Genomic DNA, 21,598 nt, shown 5'->3' with positions numbered 1-21,598 from the left:
CCCACCGCATCCCCATCTTCACCCCGCTAGGGTCTCGAAAAGGAGTTGCGAAGATCGTGTGCGACAGGCCACGGGAGGACGGGCGCCTTCGGCGGGCGTACCTCCCCCGTTCCCGCTTGGCCATGTCACGTCACGAAGTACGAACGCGAAGGGCACCATCCCATGGGACGTCACAGCTTGCCCGATCCTCCCAGGGCCGCCGCACCCGGCCCTCGGCCGCACGCCCGCCGCCGCACCGTCACCGTCGCGACCGCCCTCGTCCTCACCATCGCCGGAGGCACGACGGCCGCCGTCCGCGGCGGACTGCTCTCGTTCGGCGCCTCCTGCCGGGACCAGGCCGTACAGCTCGACCTGGCCGCCTCCCCCGACATCGCGCCCGCGCTCAGGACGGCGGCCGACCGGGCGCGCGACGAGAGCATCACCTCCGACGGCCGCTGCCTCGACATACGCGTGACGGCCCGCGACTCGTACGAGGTCGCGGACGAACTGCGCTCCGGCGGGAAACCCGACGCCCAGGTGTGGGTGCCTGACTCGGACGTGTGGGTGCAGCGCGTCACGGCGGACACGGCATCCACGCGGCTCACCCGGGCGGGCAACGTGGCCTCCTCCCCGGTCGGCATAGCCACGACCCCCTCGGCGGCGAAGTCCCTGGGCTGGCCCGACCGGACGTACACCTGGACCGATCTGGCCGGCGCGACCCTCCAGGACGACCGGCTGAAGCTCGGCGCGGCCGACCCCTCCCGCAGCGCCACCGGTCTGCTCGCGCTGACCCGGCTGACGACCGCCACAGCCGCGGCCAAGGACGGCGGCACCCAGGCGGCGGCGATGGCGAAACTGCTCTCGCAACGCACGGTCGACAGCGACAGCCAGGTCCTGGCCACCCTCCCACGGGACGGCTCGGGCACCGAACAGGGCAACCCCCAACGCAACCAGGCACTGCTCCTGTCCGAGCAGTCCGCATACGCGCACAACGCGTCGGCCGACGGCGGCGAGCGGCTCCGCATCTTCTACCCGGAGGACGGAGCACCCCGGCTCGACTACCCGTTCACGCTGGTCGACGAGGCGCGGCTCACCACGGACGAGAGCCGTGCGGCACTGCGGTTCATGACGCTGCTGGACAGTAAGGAGGAGCGGGCGCTGCTGACGGACCGCGGGTTCCGCACGGAGGGCAGCGGCGCCTCGAAGGCCCTGGTCACCCGGGCCGGGGGCCGCGCCCCGCAGCCGTACGACGACGACCCGCCCGAACCGGACCCCGCGACGGCGGTCCAGGAGGCGCTCGGCGTGTGGACGATCACGGTGCAGAGCGCCCGGATCACCACGGTCGTCGACGCCTCCGCCTCGATGACGGAGCCGGTGCCCGGCACCGACCGGACCCGCATGGACGTGACGAAGGATTCACTGCTCCAGGCCCTCGCCACCTTCACGCCCGAGGACGAGATCGGGCTGTGGGAGTTCGCCACCCGGCTCGACGGAAACCGCGACTACAGGGTTCTGGAGCCGACGAAACGGCTCGGCGACCGAGTCGGCGACGGCATCCAGCGGGACCGGCTGTCCGCCGCGTTCAACAGCCTGGAACCGGTTCCGGGGGGCGCCACCGGCCTGTACGACACCACGCTCGCCGCGTACAAGGAGGCCGTCTCGTCGTACGCGAAGGGCAAGTTCAACGCGCTGGTCGTGCTCACCGACGGCGTGAACGAGGACCCGGACAGCATCTCCCGCTCGGCCCTCGTCTCCGCACTGCAGGAGACCGCCGATCGGGAGCGTCCGGTGCCGCTGATCGCGATCGCCGTGGGCCCGGAGGCGGACAAGGACGAACTGGAGCAGTTCGCCGAGGCAGCCGGCGGTTCCGGCCATCAGGTCAGCGACCCGTCACAGATCCAGTCGGTCATACTCAAGGCCATCACGGAGGCGGGCAGCCAGAGCTGAGCCGTCCAGCCCGTCCGACGCTTGAGGACGAGGCCGGACAGGGGGTCCGGGGCGGCAGCCCCCAGGGATGGGACGGGTAGGGGCGGTGGGGGTGAGACAGGCCCCCTCACCCCAGCGGCACCGGCTCCGGCAACCCCACCGGCCAGGTGTGCACCGGCTCCCCGACATGCATCAGCTCGCAGTACCTCCGCGTGGTCGCGGCCAGCGCGACGTCCCGGTCGAGCCCCTTCTCCAGCGCCCGGTGGAACGTTTCCGCCTGCCAGCTCGCCCCGTTGACCCGCCGTCGGCACCGCTCCTCGATCACTCCGAGGTAGAAGTCCCGGTCCGCCGGCTCGACGCCCCACGCGTCCAGCCCCACCTCGGCCAAGGGCAGCAGCTCGTCGCGTACGAGGCTCACGGCGTCCACCTCCACGGTCCCGCCACCGTAGCGGCCCCGCCGAGGCCACCGCAGACGCGCCTCGATGCCATGACGGCAGGCCGCGTCGAAGTTGGCGGCGGCGGCCTCGAAGGGCAACCGCGTCCACACCGGCCGCGACTCCTCGGCGAGCGCCCGCACGACCCCGTAGTAGAAGGCCGCGTTGGCGATGACGTCGGTGACGGTCGGCCCCGCGGGCAGCACCCGGTTCTCCACTCTCAGGTGCGGTACGCCGTCCGCGATTCCGTACACCGGACGGTTCCACCGGTACACCGTGCCGTTGTGCAGGACGAGTTCGGCGAGCCTGGGCGTGCCTCCCTGGTCGAGGACGCGCAGCGGGTCCTCGTCGTCGCAGATGGGCAGCAGCGCCGGGTAGTAGCGCAGGTTCTCCTCGAAGAGCTCGTACGCCGAGGAGATCCACCGCTCCCCGAACCAAGTGCGCGGCCGCACACCCTGCGCCTGGAGCTCGGGCGGGCGGGTGTCGGTGGACTGCTGGAACAGCGGAGGCCGCGACTCCCGCCACAGCTCGTGCCCGAACAGGAACGGGGCGTTGGCCCCCACGGCGACCTGTACGGCGGCCACCGCCTGCGCCGCGTTCCACACGTCGGCGAACCGGCCCGGGGTGACCTGGAGATGCAGTTGCACAGAGGTGCAGGCGGCTTCGGGCGCGATCGACTTCGACGTGCACACGAGCCGTTCCACACCGTCGATGTCGAGCGCGAAGTCCTCTCCGCGGGCGGCCACGATCTGGTCGTTGAGCAGCGCGTAGCGGTCCACGTCGGAGATGTTCGAGGAGACCAGGTCGTCCCGGCCGAGGGTGGGCAGAATGCCGATCATCACGATGCCCGCGTCGACCTCACTCGCTTTCCGGTCGGCATATGCCAGAGACGTACGGAGCTCCTCGGAAAGTCGGTCGAATACGCGGCCCTCCAATCGATGGGGGGCTATGTTGACTTCCAGATTGAACATGGCCAGTTCTGTTTGGAAATCACGGCTCGCTATACGCTCCAGCACTTGCGCATTCATCATTCTGGGCAGACCGTCGGCACCAGCGAGATTCAGCTCGATCTCCAGCCCCATCAGGTTCTTGGGCCGGTCGAACCGCTTCTCCTCCAACAGTCGCCCGAGCACCGCCAGACACTGACGGAGCTTGTCGCGGTAGCGGTGCCGATCGGACAGGTCGAACGACTCCGCCACGACCTTCTCCCCCATCGAAGCGCCCCCTCCTCGGATGGGCAGGCCGACGAACCGGCCGCTGCTGTCCCGGGTCCACGAGGGATGATGCCCAGGCAGCGCGATCATTAACGTCCCGCGGCGGGTCCCTCGATAGCACCCCCGGGCGGACCCGTAACCCGCTACGCTGAACGAGTGCCCATAGGCACATTCACTAGGCATGAAGTGGCACGCGGTTTCCACGTCTTGCGACCTTGTGAATAACACTGACGAGAACCGGCCGTCCGTTGCCCGGGGAAATTCCGAGGTCATCGCCGCGCACCCCGCCTGCAATCGGGATGAAACCCCGCATTACCGAGGCCGAATAGTGCCTTGCTGCGCATATCCGGGACGGCTAGCAGAAACACTGCCTGAAGACTTCTCGTATAAAATTCGCGAAACGAGGCAGAGAGTTGGCGCTCGGTCCTCGGCCTGCCGTCAGGTGACGTGCGGCAGGCCGCCTCCCGCGCCGGACCCCAAGGCCCCACCTCTCTGAGCCCGAGAGCTGACAGCGCCGTCCGCCCCCGACCTCGCGCCACTGTGCCTGTCGAATGAGAGGCGACCCACCATGCCGCTGCATGTCCCCCCGGCTCCCGCGCCCGCACTGCGCACCGTCCTGACGGCACTCGGATCCCCCACCGCCGTCCGCGAGGCACCCACCCCGTCCCTGCGCAGCACCCAGGGACCAGTGACACCCGAACTGCCGCTGCCCGTCCACGTGCTGGACCGGATCACCCCCGAGGGCGCGTCCGCGACCCGGCTGGCCGGATGGCGTTTCCTGATCCGCAGCGGCGGCCGCGCGGTGGCCGCCGCGGAAACCCGGCTGACGCCCGACGGCTGGGCCTTCTCGCACTTCTTCGAGGGCCCGTACGTCGCCGCCACGGAACTCGCACTGCGCCAGGCGGAGTCCGTGCAGCAGCCGTACCAGGCGCGGCTGCTGTCGGTACCCGAGCTGTACATGCTCACGCTCTGGCTGCACGGCGACTGCACCGCGGACGGCGCCACCGGCCACCCGGCCGCCACGGACGTCCTGGTCCCGCTGACTCCCGCCCCACCCGGCATCGCGGCCAACCGCCCTTACCCGGTCGCGGACCTGCTGCCGGTCCTGACCCACCGGGTAACTCCGGCACCACTGCTCAGCGCCTGACACTTCACACCCGGACAACCCCGTACCCCGCCCCGGAAATGACCGGCGGCGGGGTACGGCTTTCCTGCCGACAGGACTCACCGCTCTTTCGGGCGCGATAACGCTCGTACGAGCCGAAAATGAACCGTCGACCCGCATGGACTAGCCCCATCCGGCCAGGGCGAACCACCCGAAGGGACAGTGCGGTGGGGATGAACCGTCCGCACGTGAGATGCGTCATAAACCTGTGAGAAAACGGTGCCGCAAAACCGCTGCGGATTGACGCTCGTAGGGCAACACTGGGACCGACCGACTTATCACAACGGGGGCGGCCATGAACAACGCTTCAAGCCGCGAGCCGGCCACGACAGCAATCCCACACACCACAACAAACCGAAAGATCCCTACCACCATGTGCCAGCATCAGCCATCGTGTCCGACAGCCGAATCAGCCGACCGGGATTCCGCCCGCCTCGTGGTACACCACCCGGAGCAGGGATGGAGCCTCCTGTGCAATGGCGTTCTGCTCTTCGAGGACACCGGTGAGCTCCTGCCTGACGGCCAGATCATCGCCCCGCACCGCGCACACGTGATGACGGCCGCCTGAGTCGCACACACACGGGCGGGCAACCGCCCGGAGACATGAAGGGGCCGGCCGGAGAAGCACTCTCCGAACCGGCCCCGACGCATGTCCCGGGGTGACTACTCTTCGTAGGCGTCCAGCGGCGGGCAGGAGCAGACCAGGTTCCGGTCGCCGAAGGCCTGATCGATCCGGCGCACCGGCGGCCAGTACTTGTCCGCGGCCGAGACGCCCGCCGGGAACACGGCCTCCTCGCGCGAGTACGCGTGCTCCCACTCCCCGCCGAGCGCGGCAGCCGTGTGCGGGGCACCCCGCAGCGGGTTGTCATCCGCCGGCCACTCCCCCGAACCGACCCGCTCGATCTCCGCGCGGATCGCGATCATGGCCTCGCAGAACCGGTCCAGCTCGATCAGGTCCTCGGACTCGGTCGGCTCGATCATCAGCGTCCCGGCCACCGGGAACGACATCGTCGGCGCGTGGAAGCCGTAGTCGATCAGCCGCTTCGCGACATCGTCGACGCTCACGCCGGTCGCCTTGGTCAGCGGCCGCAGGTCGATGATGCACTCATGCGCGACCAGACCGCCGGGGCCGGTGTACAGCACCGGGTAGTGCGGCTCCAGGCGCTTGGCGATGTAGTTGGCGCTGAGGACCGCCACCTGCGTGGCGCGCTTGAGACCCTCACCGCCCATGAGGCGGACGTACGCCCACGAGATGGGCAGGATGCCCGCGGAGCCCCAGGGGGCTGCCGAGATCGGGCCCACACCCGTCTCCGGACCGGCCGCGGGCTGGAGCGGGTGGTTCGGCAGGTACGGCGCCAGGTGCGCCCGTACACCGACGGGGCCGACACCCGGACCGCCGCCCCCGTGCGGGATGCAGAACGTCTTGTGCAGGTTCAGGTGCGAGACGTCACCGCCGAAGTGACCCGGCTTGGCCAGGCCCACCAGCGCGTTGAGGTTCGCACCGTCGATGTACACCTGACCGCCGGCGTCGTGCACGGCCGCGCAGACGTCGGCGACGTGCTCCTCGAACACGCCGTGCGTCGACGGGTACGTGATCATCAGCACCGCCAGCTCGTCGCGGTACTGCTCGATCTTGGCCCGCAGGTCCTCGACGTCGATCTCGCCGTCCTCGGCGGTCTTCACGACGACGACCTTCATGCCGGCCATCACTGCGCTGGCCGCGTTCGTGCCGTGCGCGGAGGACGGAATGAGGCAGACGGTGCGCTGCTCGTCGCCGTTGGCCCGGTGGTAGCCACGTACGGCGAGCAGACCGGCCAGTTCACCCTGCGAACCCGCGTTCGGCTGCAGCGACACCCTGTCGTACCCGGTGACCTCGGCCAGACGTACCTCCAGCTCGGTGATGAGCGTGAGGTAGCCCTGCGCCTGCTCGGCGGGCGCGAAGGGGTGCATCTGCCCGAACTCCGGCCAGGTGACCGGCTCCATCTCAGTGGTCGCGTTGAGCTTCATCGTGCAGGAGCCCAGCGGGATCATGCCGCGGTCGAGGGCGTAGTCACGGTCGGCCAGCCTGCGCAGGTAGCGCAGCATCGCGGTCTCGGAGCGGTGCTGGTGGAAGACCGGGTGGGTCAGGTAGTCGTCGGTGCGCAGCAGCGCGGCCGGCAGCGTGTCCTCCGCCGCCGCGTCCAGCGCCTCGATGTCGCCCTTGACGCCGAACGCCGTCCACACCGCGCCGAGCTGAGCCCGCGTGGTGGTCTCGTCGCACGCGATCGACACCTGGTCGGCGTCCACGAGCCGCAGGTTCACCCCGTGCTCGCGTGCGGCCGCGACGATCTCGGCGGCCCGCCCCGGCACCCGCGTGGTCAGCGTGTCGAAGTAAGCGCCGTGCACGACCTCGACCCCGCCCGCGGTGAGGCCGGCGGCGAGGATCGTGGCGTACCGGTGAGTGCGCCGGGCGATGGCTTTCAGTCCCTCGGGCCCGTGGTACACGGCGTACATGCCGGCCATCACAGCGAGCAGCACCTGGGCAGTGCAGATGTTGCTGGTCGCCTTCTCACGGCGGATGTGCTGCTCCCGCGTCTGCAGGGCGAGCCGGTACGCCTTGTGCCCGTCCGCGTCCACGGAGACGCCGACGAGCCGCCCGGGCAGGCTGCGGGCGAACTTCTCGTGCACGGCCATGTAGCCGGCGTGCGGCCCGCCGAAGCCCATCGGCACACCGAAGCGCTGCGTCGTCCCGACCGCGATGTCGGCACCCAGCTCTCCGGGCGAGGTCAGCAGCGTGAGCGCTAGCAGGTCGGCAGCCACGGTGACCAGGGCGCCCAGCTCGTGCGCCTGCTTGATGACGGGCTTGAGGTCGCGTACGGCACCGGAGGCGCCGGGGTACTGCAGGAAGACGCCGTTGATCTCGCGCTCGGCGATCCTGGCCGGAATGCCCTCACTCAGATCGGCGACGACGACCTCGACGCCGGTCGGCTCGGCACGCGTCTCGATCACCGCGATGGTCTGCGGCAGCGCGTCCGCGTCGACCAGGAACAGGCCCTTCTTGTTCTTGCCGACGCGCCGCGACAGCGCCATCGCCTCCGCGGCCGCGGTGCCCTCGTCGAGCAACGAGGCACCCGAGGTCGGCAGACCGGTCAGTTCGGCGACCATCGTCTGGAAGTTCAGCAGCGCTTCGAGGCGCCCCTGCGAGATCTCCGGCTGATACGGCGTGTAGGCCGTGTACCAGGCCGGGTTCTCCATGACGTTCCGCAGGATGACGGGCGGCGTGAACGTCCCGTGGTAGCCGAGCCCGATCATGGAGTCCAGCACCTGGTTGCGGTCCGCGAGGGAGCGCAGCTCGGCGAGAACCTCCGCCTCGGTACGCGCGCCCGGCAGCTCCAGCCGGTCGGCGTTCTTGATCACGTCCGGCACCGCGGCGGTGGTCAGCTCGTCGAGCGAGCCGTACCCGACCTGGGCGAGCATCTTCGCCCTGGCCTCCAGGTCGGGGCCTATGTGGCGCTGCTCGAACGGGGTGCCCTGTTCGAGCTCGGAGAGCGGGATGCGATCGGCGGTCATTGCGGAGGCCTCCTGGTCTGACGCGACCTTCGAGGGGCACCACGGCACGGGCGCCCGGACGGCCTCCCCCTCTGTCATCTCAACCTGAGAGCTTCGCCGGGTCACCCGAGGGTCCCGGCTTTCACCGTCGGTGAGAGCGGAAGCCGTTGACACCCGCTCTGCTTTCCAGAGTGACCTCGTCCGTGCGGTACAGGGGCCTGAGAGATTCCGGGGAGGAGTTGCTCCTTCGGCGCCTCCGACGATGCCGGAGGACTCTCCCGCACGGGGTCAGCAGCCGCTGTCAGCCTACCAGCGCGTTCAACGCACGCGTCTTCGAGTGGCCACCTTCCCCAATGTGGCTTTTCGTAGTGTTACGGATGCGTTGCTCCATATGCGATCACTTGGAGGGCCCGTGCAGACCGACATCGATCCGCGCAACCTGATCGGCCGCAAAGCGTTCGACCGCAAGGGCACCAAGATCGGCACCGTCGACGAGGTGTACCTCGACGACGCGACAGGAATCCCCGAGTGGGCGGCGATACGCATGGGCCTGTTCAGCCGAGACGCCTTCGTCCCCCTGGAGCCCAGCGAACTGGTCGAGGGAGCCCTCCGCGTCCCCTTCGACCGCGCCCTCATCAAGGACGCCCCCGACTTCGGCGTCGGCCGCCATCTCTCCCCGGAACAGGAACTCCAGCTCTACCACCACTACGGCCTGGACATCGCCCCTCCTCCCCCGGTGGACAGCGAATTCGGCCGCATCGCGGGCACGGAGGAGGCCTGAGCCGCCACAGCCCCACGACCACGACGACTCGTCCCGCAGCGCCGGGCGGCGGAGCCGGGCAGCCCGCCACCCGGCGCCCTCATGCCCCGACCGTCCGCCCAGCGCCAAACGCACGCCTAGGCGGCTCAGGTCCTGCCACCCGCCTCCCGCCATTCGAGTTCACTCTTTCGCCGCAACGGCCCCTTGCGACCCGGGGCTCGCCTTCCGCCCCACTGCCGTCACCTCCGACTGCCCTGGCCCCGCCGGTATCAGCGGCAGCGGATCGGCCGGCTGCAGGGCCGGATCGTCGGTACGGAAGGTACGGACGCGACCGGGTGCCGAGTCGGGTGTCTCGAAGCGCACGGTGACACGGCCCAGCCCACTGCCCTGCACCCACCCGTGCCCGTACTCGGCATGACATACGTCGTGCCCGGCGGGCCACCGCCGCTCGACGAGTGCGGAATCCTCCCGGGCAGGCTCCTCCAGCGTGTCCTCGTCGTCGAGGTGTGTCTCCCCCGCCGCCTGAGCGAACAGGTCCTCCTGCGTGTAGTCGGCGAGCCCGCTGACGCCCACCCCGAGCAGCCGTACGCCTCCCGTGGTGTCCACGGCCTCCAGCAGTCGCGCCGCCGTCTCCCGCACCACGGCCGGGTCGTCCGTGGGCCCGCGCAGCGTTTCGGACCGGGTGAGCGTCGAGAAGTCGTACCGCCTCACCTTCAGCACTATGGTCCGCCCGGACAGCCGCGCCGCACGCAGCCGCCGCACGCACCGGTCCGCGAGCCGTTGCACCTCCGTGCGGACCCGGACCCGGTCGTGGATGTCCATGTCGTAGGTGTCCTCCACCGAAACGGACTTCGTGTCCCGCTCGGCCACCACGGGACGGTCGTCGTGCGCCAGCGCCATGGCGTACAGGCCGTGCCCGTGGGCCTTCCCCACCAGCCGCACGAGCTCGTCCTCACCGGCCTCCACGATCTCCTCGACCGTCGTGATGCCGGCCCGCCGCAGATGGTCGCCGGTTGTGGGCCCCACTCCTGGCAGGATCCGCACCGACTTGGGCCCGAGCAGCGCCCGCTCGGTCCCGGGCACGATGAGCAAGAGCCCGTCGGGCTTGGCCTCCTCGGACGCGATTTTCGCGAGCATCTTGGACGCGGCGAGCCCCACAGATCCGGTCAGCCCGGTCACGGCCCGGATGTCCGAACGCAGCTTCGTCCCGGTGAGCCGCGCCGACTCCGCGTCCCAGGCCGCTCCCCCGGCCTCCAGGTCGACGAACGCCTCGTCCAGGCTCAGCGGCTCCACCAGCGGCGACAGAGCACGCAGCAGTCCCATGACCTGCTCACTGATCGCGCGGTAGACCTCGAACCGCGGCACGAGATACGCGGCGTTGGGCGCGAGCCGCCGCGCCTGGCCCATGGGCATCGCCGAGTGCACCCCGAAGACCCGCGCCTCGTAGGAGGCGGTGGCGACCACCCCTCGCGGCCCGAGCCCGCCGACGATGACGGCCTTCCCGCGCAGGCTCGGCTTGGAAGCCTGCTCCACCGAGGCGTAGAAGGCATCCATGTCGAGATGCAGGATCGTGGGCGCGGTTCTCACATCTCCGATGCTGCCCTACGCCACTGACAACGCGCCGGTGCGGCAGCGCACAGAACCCCGGCGGGCCCTGTTCGTTCAGACCGCCCGGTTCCGCCGCCGCGCCAGCTCGTCCGCGGGGTTGTGGCCCACGAGCGTCTCACCCGTGTCGACCCGCTCGCCGTGCAGCTGGGACAGCGCGCTCTCCACGTCCCGCCAGACCACGCCCACAGCGATCCCGAAGATGCCCTGCCCGCCCTGCAGCAGGGCGTGGACCTCGTCGGGGGACATGCACTCGTAGACGGTCGCGCCGTCGCTCATCAGCGTCATCCGCTCCAGGTCCCGGAAGCCACGCTCTCTGAGGTGCTGGACAGCGGTGCGGATGTTCTGCAGCGACACACCGGTGTCGAGGAACCGCTTGACGACCTTCAGGACGACGACGTCCCGGAAGCTGTAGAGCCTCTGCGTACCGGAGCCGTAGGCGGGCCGTACGCTCGGCTCGACGAGACCTGTGCGGGCCCAGTAGTCGAGTTGCCGGTAGGTGATGCCCGCGGCCGCGCACGCGGTGGGGCCGCGGTAACCGATCTGTTCTGCCGCCTCGGACGTCGCCCCCGCGTCGGTCGGCACCGGCGCCGGCCTGGGCGAGACGTTGCCGGGGTACCCCCTGCTCGCGCGGAGCCGAGAGCTCGGGGGAGGGTACGGGCCACTCTCCCCCGGGCTGCGTCCCGGGGCGCCCCCAGCCGTACCGTCGCCGCTGTTTCTCACGCCGACCTCCGTCCTTGACCTGCCTTCTCGAAGGTAGGCAGTCACCAGGGGTGCGTCAACGATCGCCACACTCGGCACGCCGAGTGATAATCACCCAAGGAGTGGTTTCCCGTGCCCTCCCGCCGGGAAAGGCTAGCCGAATGCGCTTTCGGCCGGGCGGTGTAACACCGTGCCTCCACCGGTACACACGCCGCACACGACCACTAATCGCCCCGGCCACGTCCGCCTCACGACCAACCGACGGACTGTTTCGCAGCCGACCGTCGGACTGTCCCGCGGTCCACCGGGATTCAGGGCTTCTGAGGGCCACCTGCTGCTCAAGATCGCCACAAGCCATCCCCGCACCGTGGCACACACAGGGCCGACGGCCTGCGCAGCTCGCCAGCTCCGTCGCTGCGGCCCGCCCGCTAAGGCGTACCGCTCTCCGGCCCCTCGAACCGCCTCACTGGCTGCTCGTACCGAAGTCCTCGGGCGAGATCTGGTCGAGGAACTCGCGGAACTTCTCCACCTCGTCCTCCTGCTCGTCCGGGATGGCGATGCCGGCGTCGTCGAGCACTCCATCGCTGCCGAAGATCGGCGTCCCGGTGCGCAGGGCCAGCGCTATGGCGTCGGACGGGCGGGCGCTCACCTCGACGCCGCTGGCGAACACCAGCTCCGCGTAGAAGACGCCCTCACGCAGATCCGTGATGCGCACTTCGGTGAGCTCCTGACCTACGGCCTCCAGCACGTCCTTGAACAGGTCGTGGGTCAGCGGTCGAGCGGGGGCCATGCCCTGCTGGGCGAAAGCGATGGCCGTTGCCTCCCCCGGTCCGATCCAGATGGGGAGGTAGCGGTCGCCTCCCACTTCACGCAGGAGCACGATCGGCTGGTTGGAGGGCATTTCGACCCGGACACCTACGACATCGAGCTCGTTCACACAGCAACCCTAGGCCGTGCGCGGGACGTTTGGGTAGTCGGACAGAGATTGGCCCACGAGACCGGCCCCGTCCCGCCCCGGAGAGTCAGGGCAGCCTCACTCCGAGCGCCGTCTGCACCAGTGCGGCGTGCAGCTTCACCGTGAGCTCCGCCAGCTCCTTCGTACGGGCCTCCGCATGGGCCCTGGTCTGCGGATTGCGGTGGCGTCGCAGGGGCGCCACCACCTGGTCGACGAGGCCCGCCTCACGGTCGGCGGCGGCTTTCATGGCCCGCAGGTGCCGTGGCCCGATCCCGACCCGCCCCAGTTCCACCAGAAGGGTGGCCACGGTCGCCGCCTCCGGGTCGTACGCCCCGTCGGGCAGCGCACAGACGAGTCCGTACGACTCCCACTCGGCCAGCTGGTCCTCGTCGATCTCGGCTGCGGCCAGGAGTTCCGCGCGTCCGAGCCGGACCGCTGCCGGCTCCTCGGGCTCCCCGAAGAGCTCGTCGAGCCGCTGCTCCCCGTCACCCGTGTCACGCTGGCGCCCCAGGACGGGCAGCCGCACCGGCTCACCTCGCTCCAGGGCGTCCAAATGCTCCCGGATCACCTTGAGCGGCAGATAGTGGTCCCGCTGCATCCTCAGCACGTGCCCGAGACGCTCGACGTCCTCGGCGCTGAACTTCCGGTACCCCGAAGGGGTACGCTGCGGCTCGACCAGCCCCTCCGACTCCAGGAAACGGATCTTGGAGATCGTCACTTCGGGGAATTCGTCGCGCAGCACGCTCAGCACCGTGCCGATGCTCATCAGTCCGCTGTCCGTGGCGGCGGCGCCGTTCCCGGCACCACCGCTCGGTGTATGAAGCATGGACCTTCCCTGACGGGTCAGTAGCCCCGCTGGCTCGCGTAGAAGACCAGGCGGTACTTGCCGATCTGCACCTCGTCACCGTTCGAGAGCGCGACCTGGTCGATCCGCTCCCGGTTGACGTACGTGCCGTTCAGGCTGCCGACGTCGGCGACCGTGAAGGAGCCGTCCGGTCCGCGACGGAACTCCACATGACGACGCGAGACGGTCACGTCGTCCAGGAAGATGTCGCTCTGCGGATGACGCCCCGCCGTCGTCAGGTCGCCGTCCAGGAGGAACCGGCTGCCCGAGTTCGGACCGCGGCGCACCACCAGGAGGGCCGAGCCGAGCGGCAGCGCGTCCACAGCCGCCTGCGCCTCGGGTGAGAGGGCCGGGATCGGCGTCTGGCCGGTGGTCTCGGAGTCGTACGCCTCAATGCCCGAGATGGAGATCGTGGAGGTCGTCTCGGACGGACGCTCCGCGGCCGCCCCGGCCCGCAGCGGCGCGCCGCAGTTGGAGCAGAAACGGCTGTTCTCCGCGTTGCGGTTCCCGCACCTCGTACACACCAGGGCCGACATGGACGGATCCTCCTGCCGCGGCTGCCCCGCCGGGGCATTGGACTCGTACGGGCCGGGGCCGAACCCTCCACCCGAACCTGAGGTTGACGGATCTCCGAAACCTATGCGGCCGGACTGGGCAGGGTCAACAGACGGCGCGCCCTGACCTCCGGAAATGTCACCGCCCGGACCAGACACCTGGTCGCGGAACAGAGGGCGCTGGCCCTCTTCGTCGGGCTGTGCCCGATGGCGAGCGGTAGCGTTGCCGCTGTCCTCTCGCGCGCTCTTGCCGAACAACTTCGCAAACAACTTCACGGGCGATTCCCCTTGACCGAAACAGACCCGCCCGTGGGGCAGGACGAACCCTGATTGACCACATCGGTCGACCCGGACATCCTCACAACGTCCGTATCCACCTGACAGTTTCCACCACGCACCACCCGTTTGGTGCGCCGACCCCCCGCAACCTCATGCCCCCGTCGGACCGCCCCCATGCACCCGGGGTTCACTGGGAGGACGACCGAGCGTAGTCAGGCTGCTTCGCCGCCCGCAAGGCGTCCACGATGATCTTGTCTGCCCGCTCCACGATCACGGTGGCCTGCTCCTTCTCCAGCGTCTGCACCACGCCTCCCGGGATGTTCAGTGCGGGCTCCAGGTCCTGCGGCTTGCCGATGACCTTGAAACGATAGGGCTGGGTGATCTTGTTCCCGTCAACGCTGATCCCCTTGCCCGAGTCCGTCAGATACGTGCTGGCGACAACCCGTACACCGTTCACCTGGATCGCCTCCGCGCCGGCCGCGCGCAGCTCCTGGATCGCGTCGAGCAGCATGTCCGCCTCGACCGTTCCCTTCGTGTCATTGATCGTCAACGTGATGCCGGGTCCCTCCGCCGCCACCGTGCCCGCCAGGATGCCGAGTTGTCTCTCCTTCTCGACCGTCTGCTTACGGGCCTCTTCGGCCTGGTCCGAGCTGTTCTCCAGCTCGGTGCGCTGATCTTCGAGACCCTGCTTCTCCTCTTCCAGACGCTGAGTACGGTCGTCCAGTTCATCAAGGATGCGAACAAGATCTGTCTGACGTGCGCCACGCAGGGCGCTGTCGTTGTCGCTGTTGGAGGCCACCTGCACAGCCAGGCCGAAGCCGAGGCCGAACAGCAACAGGGCCACGATGAGTTGGGCGCGTGTGACGCGCGGCGGCCACAGCCCCATCACGAGCCGTTGTCGACCGGTCAGAACAGGCTGCTCCTCCTGATCGGTCTCCTCAGAGGCATCGGCGGGCTCGGGGGCTACCTCTTCGGGAAGTGCCCGGCGCAGTTGCGTCGGCGGCGTCTCCTCCCGGCCGCTGTTCTTCTGGCCGGTCTCCCTCTGGCCGCCGTTCTTCTGGCCGACGATCTTCGGGCCGCCGTCCGAGCGCAGGTTCGTCGTCGGCGTCTCGTCGTGGTCGCTCATCGGCCTCACGCCTGGAAGACGTGCCGGCGGATCGCCGCGGCGTTGGAGAAGATACGGATTCCGAGGACGACCACGACGCCCGTGGACAGCTGGGCGCCGACACCCAGCTTGTCGCCCAGGAACACGATCAGCGCGGCCACGACCACGTTCGACAGGAACGACACCACGAAGACCTTGTCGTCGAAGATGCCGTCCAGCATCGCGCGCAGGCCTCCGAACACGGCGTCGAGCGCCGCCACGACGGCGATGGGGAGGTACGGCTCGACCACCGCCGGAACCTCGGGCCGGACCAAGAGTCCGGCCACGACTCCCACGACGAGGCCCAGTACGGCGATCACGATGTGCCCTTCTCAGTTCTCGGTTCTGCTGTTCGTACGATCACGCTCGGTGCGGCAGGCAGCCGGACGTCGCCCTCGACGGAAATGGCCGTCCGGATCCCGAAGTTCTCCTGCAGCGCATGCAGATACAACCCGTCGGGGCTGTTCTGGAACCGGGTGCTCAACTTCTTCCCGTCCCCCACGGCAAGCACCGTGTACGGCGGCACCAGCGGCTTGTTGTCGACCAGTATCGCGTCACCCGCGGCCCGGATCGCGGACAGCGCCGTCAGCCGCTGCCCGTTGATCGAGATCGCCTCCGCGCCCGACTGCCACATCCCATTGACGACCCGCTGCATGTCGCGGTCACGGACGCGCCCCGTGTCGGAGAACCCGGAGGTCCCACGGGCGTCGCCGCTACCGCCCCAGCTGGCGTCCTTGGCGTCGTTGACGACGAGTTTGACACCGGGACCGTGCACCTCGACGGCCCCTGCCAGGATGCCCACGAGCTCCCCCTGGTCGCCGCCACCGCCCTTTCTCAGCGCCTCGCGCTGCCGCGCGCTCACATCGCCGCGGAGCTCGTCAATGGTGCCTTCCACCTTGTCGGCTGCCGCGGTCTCGCGCTCGATACGGTCGATGAGCTCCTCGCGTTCCTTGGCGACGACGGGGGCCGCCACGCGCGCCTGCGCCGCTCCCAGGGTCACCACGAGGGCCGCGAGAACCAGACCGGCGGCGAGCCCGAGCTTGGCCCGCACGGTCTTGGGCATACCGCTGATGCCCTCGGCCTGCTTGCGGGCAGCGGCCTCGGCGTACCCGTCGTCGAGGCTGTGATCCATGACGTTGGTGAGCAGCGACATGGAGGCGTCCGGGCGCGAGGGTCGCGTAGGGGTACCCCGAACGGGGGTCTGCTGCGGCATGCCGCACATAGTCGCACGTCGCGATCAGTACCTCCGAATGGCCCCACCGATGGCCCGATCGGCGTGCCGGACAAGCCCCGTTGGGGGTACTTGTCCGGCACGCGCGCGTGGCGCGTGTGCTCAGCGCCCGGCGCTGTCCACGACCTCCGCCCACTCGTCCAGGAGGGCCTGCGCGGACGCGTCGTCGGGCCCCTCGGCCCACAGATGCGTGACGGCTTCGGCCGGGTCGGGCAGTACCATCACCCACCGCCCGTCGGTCTCCACGACCCGAACACCGTCGGTCGTGTCGACAAACCGCTCCCCGGCGGCCTCTACGACCCGCCGCATGACCAGTCCCTTCACGGCCCAGGGGGTCGCGAGATCCCGCTTGAGGACATGCGCCCGCGGAATCCGCGCGTCGATCTGGCTGAGCGTGAGCTGCGTCCGGGCCACCAGCCCGATGAGCCGCACGAAGGCCGCAGTTCCGTCGAAGACGCTGCTGAACTCCGGCACGATGAAGCCACCACGTCCGTCACCACCGAAGATCGTGGAGTCGTCGCGCCCGACCCGGGTCAGATCGTCCGGCGAGGTGGTCGTCCACTCCACCTGCGTCCCGTGGTACGCCGCCACCTGCTCGGCGATCCTCGTGGTGGTCACCGGCAACGCCACTCGTCCGCTGCGTCGCTCCGCGGCCACCAGATCGAGCATCACCAACAGTGCCCGGTCGTCCTCGACGATGCGCCCCTTCTCGTCAACGAGGGAGAGCCGCTCACCCACGGGGTCGAACCGCACTCCGAACGCGGCACGCGACGACGCCACTATCTCGCCCAGTCGCACCAGCCCCGACCGCCGCATGTCCGCTGTTTCCGTCGGCCTGGACTCGTTGAGACCGGGATTGATGGTCAGCGAGTCCACCCCGAGCTTGCCGAGCAGGCTGGGCAGTACGAGCCCGGCACTGCCGTTGGACGCGTCCACGACGACCTTGAGGCCCGACTCGGCGATCCCGGTCGTGTCGACGTTCCGCAGCAGCGATCCGGTGTACGAGTCGAAGACGCTCGCCGGGAAGTGCAGGTCACCGATCTCTCCAGGGAACGCCCGCCGGTATTCCTGGCGCGCGAACACACGGTCCAGCTTCCGCTGTCTCGTCTGAGAGAGATCGGCCCCCTGCCCGTCGAAGAACATGATGTCGACGGAGTCCGGCACTCCGGGCGTGGTCCGGATCATGATCCCGCCCGCGCTGCCCCGGGCGGTCTGCTGCCGGGCCACCGGCAGAGGCACGTTCTCCAGGTCGCGTACGTCGATGGCACTGGCCTGGAGGGCCGAAATGACCGCCCGCTTCAGCGCACGGGCACCTCGGGAATGGTCGCGGGCCGTGGTGACGGTGGAGCCCTTCTTCAGGGTCGTCGCATACGCCCCAGCAAGTCGTACGGCCAGCTCTGGCGTGATCTCCACGTTCAGGATGCCGGAGACACCGCGAGCACCGAACAGATGCGCCTGCCCCCGCGATTCCCAGATCACCGAGGTGTTGACGAAGGCGCCGGCCTCGATGGTCTTGAACGGATAGACGCGTACGTTCCCCTGCACAATCGATTCTTCACCGACGAGACACTCATCGCCGATGACGGCACCGTCTTCGATCCGCGCGGCCCGCATGATGTCGGTGTTCTTTCCGACGACACAGCCCCGCAGATTGCTGTGCTGTCCGATGTACACGTTGTCGTGGACGACGGCCTTGTGCAGGAAAGCCCCGCTTTTCACGACGACATTCGACCCGACGACGGTGTGCTCGCGGATTTCGACGTCGGCCTCGACCTTGGCGTAGTCACCGACGTACAACGGCCCTCTCAGTACGGCGTCGGGATGCACCTCGGCACCCTCGGCAACCCACACCCCGGGCGAGAGCTCGAACCCGTCGATCTCGACGTCGACCTTGCCCTCCAGGACGTCGGCCTGTGCCTTCACGTAGCTCTCGTGGGTACCGACGTCCTCCCAGTAGCCCTCGGCGACATAGCCATAGATCGGCTTGCCTTCCTTCATCAGCTGGGGGAAGACATCGCCGGACCAGTCGACGGGAACGTCGGACTCGACATAGTCGAAGACCTCGGGCTCCATCACATAGATGCCGGTGTTCACCGTGTCCGAGAAGACCTGACCCCAGGTGGGCTTCTCCAGGAAGCGCTCCACCTTGCCTTCCTCGTCCACGATGGTGATTCCGAATTCCAGGGGATTCGGTACACGCGTCAGACAAACGGTGACCAGAGCACCCTTTTCCTTGTGGAAATTGATGAGCTCGGTGAGGTCGAAGTCGGTCAGAGCATCGCCGGAGATGACGAGGAACGCGTCGTCCTTCAGCGCCTCCTCGGCGTTCTTGACGCTCCCGGCAGTTCCGAGTGGCTTCTCCTCATTGGCATAGGTGAGCTCCATCCCGAGCTCCTCACCGTCACCGAAGTAGTTCTTGACGAGCGAGGCCAGGAACTGAACAGTTACGACGGTCTCGTTGAGCCCATGCCTTTTGAGCAGCCGCAACACGTGCTCCATGATCGGGCGGTTCGCCACGGGCAGGAGCGGTTTGGGCATGCTTGAGGTCATGGGGCGAAGGCGCGTGCCCTCGCCTCCGGCCATCACGACGGCCTTCATGTCGGAAGCGTCCTCCTCGAAGAGACGACGGTCTAGCCGACTTCACCCGTCCAGATTGTCCCGCACTTTTCCGACACGGGCCATCAGGCCACTACGGCCGCCCAATCGGGCGAGCTCAATCGGCCATGGCGTCCGCCGTGACAAGTCGGCGGACCTGAACCACGTAGAGGATCCCTGCCCACCAGTACAGCGTTGTACCCCATCCGGCGAACGCCCATCCGAAAATAGCAGCGAGTGACGAGATCCATCCACTTCCGTCACTGAGCAACAGCAACGGGAAGGCGTACATCAGGTTGAAGGTAGCGGCTTTCCCCAGGAAGTTCACCTGCGGCGGTGGATAGCCGTGACGCCTGAGGATGCCCACCATCACCAACAGAACCAGCTCTCGCGCCAGCAGTACAGCGGTCAACCAAAGTGGCAGAATCTCGCGCCAGGTGAGACCCACCAGAGTCGACAGAATGTAGAGCCTGTCTGCCGCGGGGTCGAGGAGCCGGCCAAGGCTGCTGATCTGGTTCCAGCGCCGAGCGAGCTTGCCGTCCAGATAGTCGCTGACGCCACTGAGCGCCAACACCAGAAGCGCCCAGCCATCACTCTTGGGACCGCCGAACTCAGGCCAGAGGATCAACCACAGGAAGACGGGCACACCAACGAGCCGCGCCATGCTGAGGATGTTCGGGATGGTGAGGACCCGGTCTGTCTGGATCCGGGTCTCCTGGACCTCCACCCGGGGGCCTCCTGTGGGAAACGAGCCAACTATGCCCCCTGACCTTACCTCACGCAAAAAAGCTCTGGCTCTTGGGCATCTCACCCAAGAGCCAGAGCTCTAAAAGGAGTTCGGCGGTGTCCTACTCTCCCACAGGGTCCCCCCTGCAGTACCATCGGCGCTGTAAGGCTTAGCTTCCGGGTTCGGAATGTAACCGGGCGTTTCCCTCACGCTATGACCACCGAAACACTATGAAACACTCAACCGCACCACGCCTGTGGCAAACGTGGGGTTGTTCGTGGTTTCAGAACCAACACAGTGGACGCGAGCAACTGAGGACAAGCCCTCGGCCTATTAGTACCAGTCACCTCCACCCGTTACCGGGCTTCCAGACCTGGCCTATCAACCCAGTCGTCTACTGGGAGCCTTACCCCATCAAGTGGGTGGGAGTCCTCATCTCGAAGCAGGCTTCCCGCTTAGATGCTTTCAGCGGTTATCCCTCCCGAACGTAGCCAACCAGCCATGCCCTTGGCAGAACAACTGGCACACCAGAGGTTCGTCCGTCCCGGTCCTCTCGTACTAGGGACAGCCCTTCTCAAGACTCCTACGCGCACAGCGGATAGGGACCGAACTGTCTCACGACGTTCTAAACCCAGCTCGCGTACCGCTTTAATGGGCGAACAGCCCAACCCTTGGGACCGACTCCAGCCCCAGGATGCGACGAGCCGACATCGAGGTGCCAAACCATCCCGTCGATATGGACTCTTGGGGAAGATCAGCCTGTTATCCCCGGGGTACCTTTTATCCGTTGAGCGACGGCGCTTCCACAAGCCACCGCCGGATCACTAGTCCCGACTTTCGTCCCTGCTCGACCCGTCGGTCTCACAGTCAAGCTCCCTTGTGCACTTACACTCAACACCTGATTGCCAACCAGGCTGAGGGAACCTTTGGGCGCCTCCGTTACCCTTTAGGAGGCAACCGCCCCAGTTAAACTACCCATCAGACACTGTCCCTGATCCGGATCACGGACCCAGGTTAGACATCCAGCACGACCAGACTGGTATTTCAACGACGACTCCACATGAACTGGCGTCCACGCTTCACAGTCTCCCAGCTATCCTACACAAGCCGAACCGAACACCAATATCAAACTGTAGTAAAGGTCCCGGGGTCTTTCCGTCCTGCTGCGCGAAACGAGCATCTTTACTCGTAGTGCAATTTCACCGGCCTATGGTTGAGACAGTCGAGAAGTCGTTACGCCATTCGTGCAGGTCGGAACTTACCCGACAAGGAATTTCGCTACCTTAGGATGGTTATAGTTACCACCGCCGTTTACTGGCGCTTAAGTTCTCAGCTTCGCCCACCCGAAAGTGAGCTAACCGGTCCCCTTAACGTTCCAGCACCGGGCAGGCGTCAGTCCGTATACATCGCCTTACGGCTTCGCACGGACCTGTGTTTTTAGTAAACAGTCGCTTCTCGCTGGTCTCTGCGGCCACCCCCAGCTCACCAAGAAAATTGGATCACCAGGAATGGCCCCCCTTCTCCCGAAGTTACGGGGGCATTTTGCCGAGTTCCTTAACCATAGTTCACCCGAACGCCTCGGTATTCTCTACCAGACCACCTGAGTCGGTTTAGGGTACGGGCCGCCATAAAACTCGCTAGAGGCTTTTCTCGACAGCATAGGATCATCCACTTCACCACAATCGGCTCGGCATCAGGTCTCACCCTGCAAGAGCGGCGGATTTACCTACCACTCGGGCTACACCCTTACCCCGGGACAACCACCGCCCGGGATGGACTACCTTCCTGCGTCACCCCATCACTCACCTACTAACCGCTTGGTTCAGCGGCTCCACCACTTTCCATTCCCCGAAGGGTCCGGAACGGCTTCACGGCCTTAGCATCACGATGCTCGATGTTTGACGCTTCACAGCGGGTACCGGAATATCAACCGGTTATCCATCGACTACGCCTGTC

General features: G+C 67.7%; 16 protein-coding genes, 2 rRNA genes and 1 riboswitch (1 of these 19 running past the window's edge). Of the genes, 4 read left to right on the top strand and 14 right to left on the bottom strand.

Annotated features, from left to right (window positions below; genetic code table 11):
• The first annotated feature begins 162 nt into the window (after positions 1–162).
• Entirely contained in the window at positions 163–1,926 is a 1,764-nt protein-coding gene (locus tag E0500_RS36750; RefSeq protein ID WP_131564225.1) for a substrate-binding and VWA domain-containing protein, read from the top strand.
• 106 nt (positions 1,927–2,032) lie between these two features.
• Here E0500_RS36750 and E0500_RS36745 read toward each other — a convergent pair whose 3' ends face one another.
• Positions 2,033–3,553: a glutamate--cysteine ligase gene (locus E0500_RS36745; RefSeq protein WP_131564224.1), complete on the bottom strand. Its 1,521-nt coding sequence runs from the start codon at positions 3,551–3,553 to the stop codon at positions 2,033–2,035.
• A gap of 568 nt (positions 3,554–4,121) precedes the next feature.
• On the opposite strand from E0500_RS36745, the gene E0500_RS36740 reads away from it, so the two are divergent.
• Complete coding sequence (locus E0500_RS36740) at positions 4,122–4,700, top strand: hypothetical protein (protein ID WP_131564219.1); 579 nt, start codon at positions 4,122–4,124, stop codon at positions 4,698–4,700.
• 391 nt (positions 4,701–5,091) lie between these two features.
• The gene (locus tag E0500_RS43345; RefSeq protein WP_131564240.1) at positions 5,092–5,286 is read left to right on the top strand and encodes a DUF5999 family protein; all 195 of its coding nucleotides are present in this window, start codon (positions 5,092–5,094) and stop codon (positions 5,284–5,286) included.
• Between the two features lie 95 nt (positions 5,287–5,381).
• On the opposite strand, the gene gcvP is transcribed toward E0500_RS43345, so the two are convergent.
• Positions 5,382–8,267, bottom strand: a complete 2,886-nt coding sequence (gene gcvP / locus E0500_RS36735) for an aminomethyl-transferring glycine dehydrogenase (protein WP_131564218.1) — start codon at positions 8,265–8,267, stop codon at positions 5,382–5,384.
• A 175-nt stretch (positions 8,268–8,442) separates the two neighbouring features.
• Positions 8,443–8,537: riboswitch (glycine riboswitch) on the bottom strand.
• 121 nt (positions 8,538–8,658) lie between these two features.
• Between gcvP and E0500_RS36730 the strand changes: the two genes are divergently transcribed.
• Positions 8,659–9,027 (top strand): PRC-barrel domain-containing protein, encoded by a 369-nt coding sequence (locus E0500_RS36730; protein ID WP_181587353.1) that lies wholly within the window; start codon positions 8,659–8,661, stop codon positions 9,025–9,027.
• A 159-nt stretch (positions 9,028–9,186) separates the two neighbouring features.
• Here the strand turns inward: E0500_RS36730 and E0500_RS36725 are convergent, their stop codons facing one another.
• From E0500_RS36725 to E0500_RS36670, 12 genes are all read right to left on the bottom strand, one after another.
• A complete protein-coding gene (locus tag E0500_RS36725) occupies positions 9,187–10,593 on the bottom strand; it encodes a DNA polymerase IV (protein ID WP_131564214.1) in 1,407 nt (468 codons plus the stop codon).
• Between the two features lie 75 nt (positions 10,594–10,668).
• A complete protein-coding gene (locus tag E0500_RS36720; RefSeq protein ID WP_131564212.1) occupies positions 10,669–11,334 on the bottom strand; it encodes a MerR family transcriptional regulator in 666 nt (221 codons plus the stop codon).
• A 442-nt stretch (positions 11,335–11,776) separates the two neighbouring features.
• Positions 11,777–12,250: a bifunctional nuclease family protein gene (locus E0500_RS36715; protein ID WP_028797289.1), complete on the bottom strand. Its 474-nt coding sequence runs from the start codon at positions 12,248–12,250 to the stop codon at positions 11,777–11,779.
• 85 nt (positions 12,251–12,335) lie between these two features.
• Complete coding sequence (locus E0500_RS36710; protein ID WP_131564210.1) at positions 12,336–13,094, bottom strand: MerR family transcriptional regulator; 759 nt, start codon at positions 13,092–13,094, stop codon at positions 12,336–12,338.
• A gap of 17 nt (positions 13,095–13,111) precedes the next feature.
• Positions 13,112–13,942: an FHA domain-containing protein gene (locus E0500_RS36705; protein WP_181587352.1), complete on the bottom strand. Its 831-nt coding sequence runs from the start codon at positions 13,940–13,942 to the stop codon at positions 13,112–13,114.
• 190 nt (positions 13,943–14,132) lie between these two features.
• Entirely contained in the window at positions 14,133–15,071 is a 939-nt protein-coding gene (locus E0500_RS36700; protein WP_258573740.1) for a DUF881 domain-containing protein, read from the bottom strand.
• A gap of 5 nt (positions 15,072–15,076) precedes the next feature.
• A complete protein-coding gene (locus E0500_RS36695) occupies positions 15,077–15,409 on the bottom strand; it encodes a small basic family protein (RefSeq protein ID WP_131564207.1) in 333 nt (110 codons plus the stop codon).
• A complete protein-coding gene (locus E0500_RS36690) occupies positions 15,406–16,311 on the bottom strand; it encodes a DUF881 domain-containing protein (RefSeq protein WP_131564205.1) in 906 nt (301 codons plus the stop codon). Before E0500_RS36690 ends, E0500_RS36695 begins: the two co-directional genes overlap by 4 nt.
• 111 nt (positions 16,312–16,422) lie before the next feature.
• Positions 16,423–18,918 (bottom strand): mannose-1-phosphate guanyltransferase, encoded by a 2,496-nt coding sequence (locus tag E0500_RS36685; protein WP_131564203.1) that lies wholly within the window; start codon positions 18,916–18,918, stop codon positions 16,423–16,425.
• 115 nt (positions 18,919–19,033) lie between these two features.
• Positions 19,034–19,642, bottom strand: coding sequence for a CDP-alcohol phosphatidyltransferase family protein (locus E0500_RS36680; RefSeq protein WP_131564201.1), 609 nt, complete (start codon positions 19,640–19,642; stop codon positions 19,034–19,036).
• A gap of 108 nt (positions 19,643–19,750) precedes the next feature.
• A 5S ribosomal RNA gene (gene rrf / locus E0500_RS36675) occupies positions 19,751–19,867 on the bottom strand.
• Positions 19,868–19,955: 88 nt separating this feature from the next.
• A 23S ribosomal RNA gene (locus tag E0500_RS36670) occupies positions 19,956–21,598 on the bottom strand; it runs 1,479 nt beyond the window's last position.

The organism is Streptomyces sp. KM273126 (assembly GCF_004337435.2).
Taxonomy (GTDB): domain Bacteria; phylum Actinomycetota; class Actinomycetes; order Streptomycetales; family Streptomycetaceae; genus Streptomyces; species Streptomyces acidicola.
This window is presented reverse-complemented; position numbering and strand designations above follow the sequence as displayed.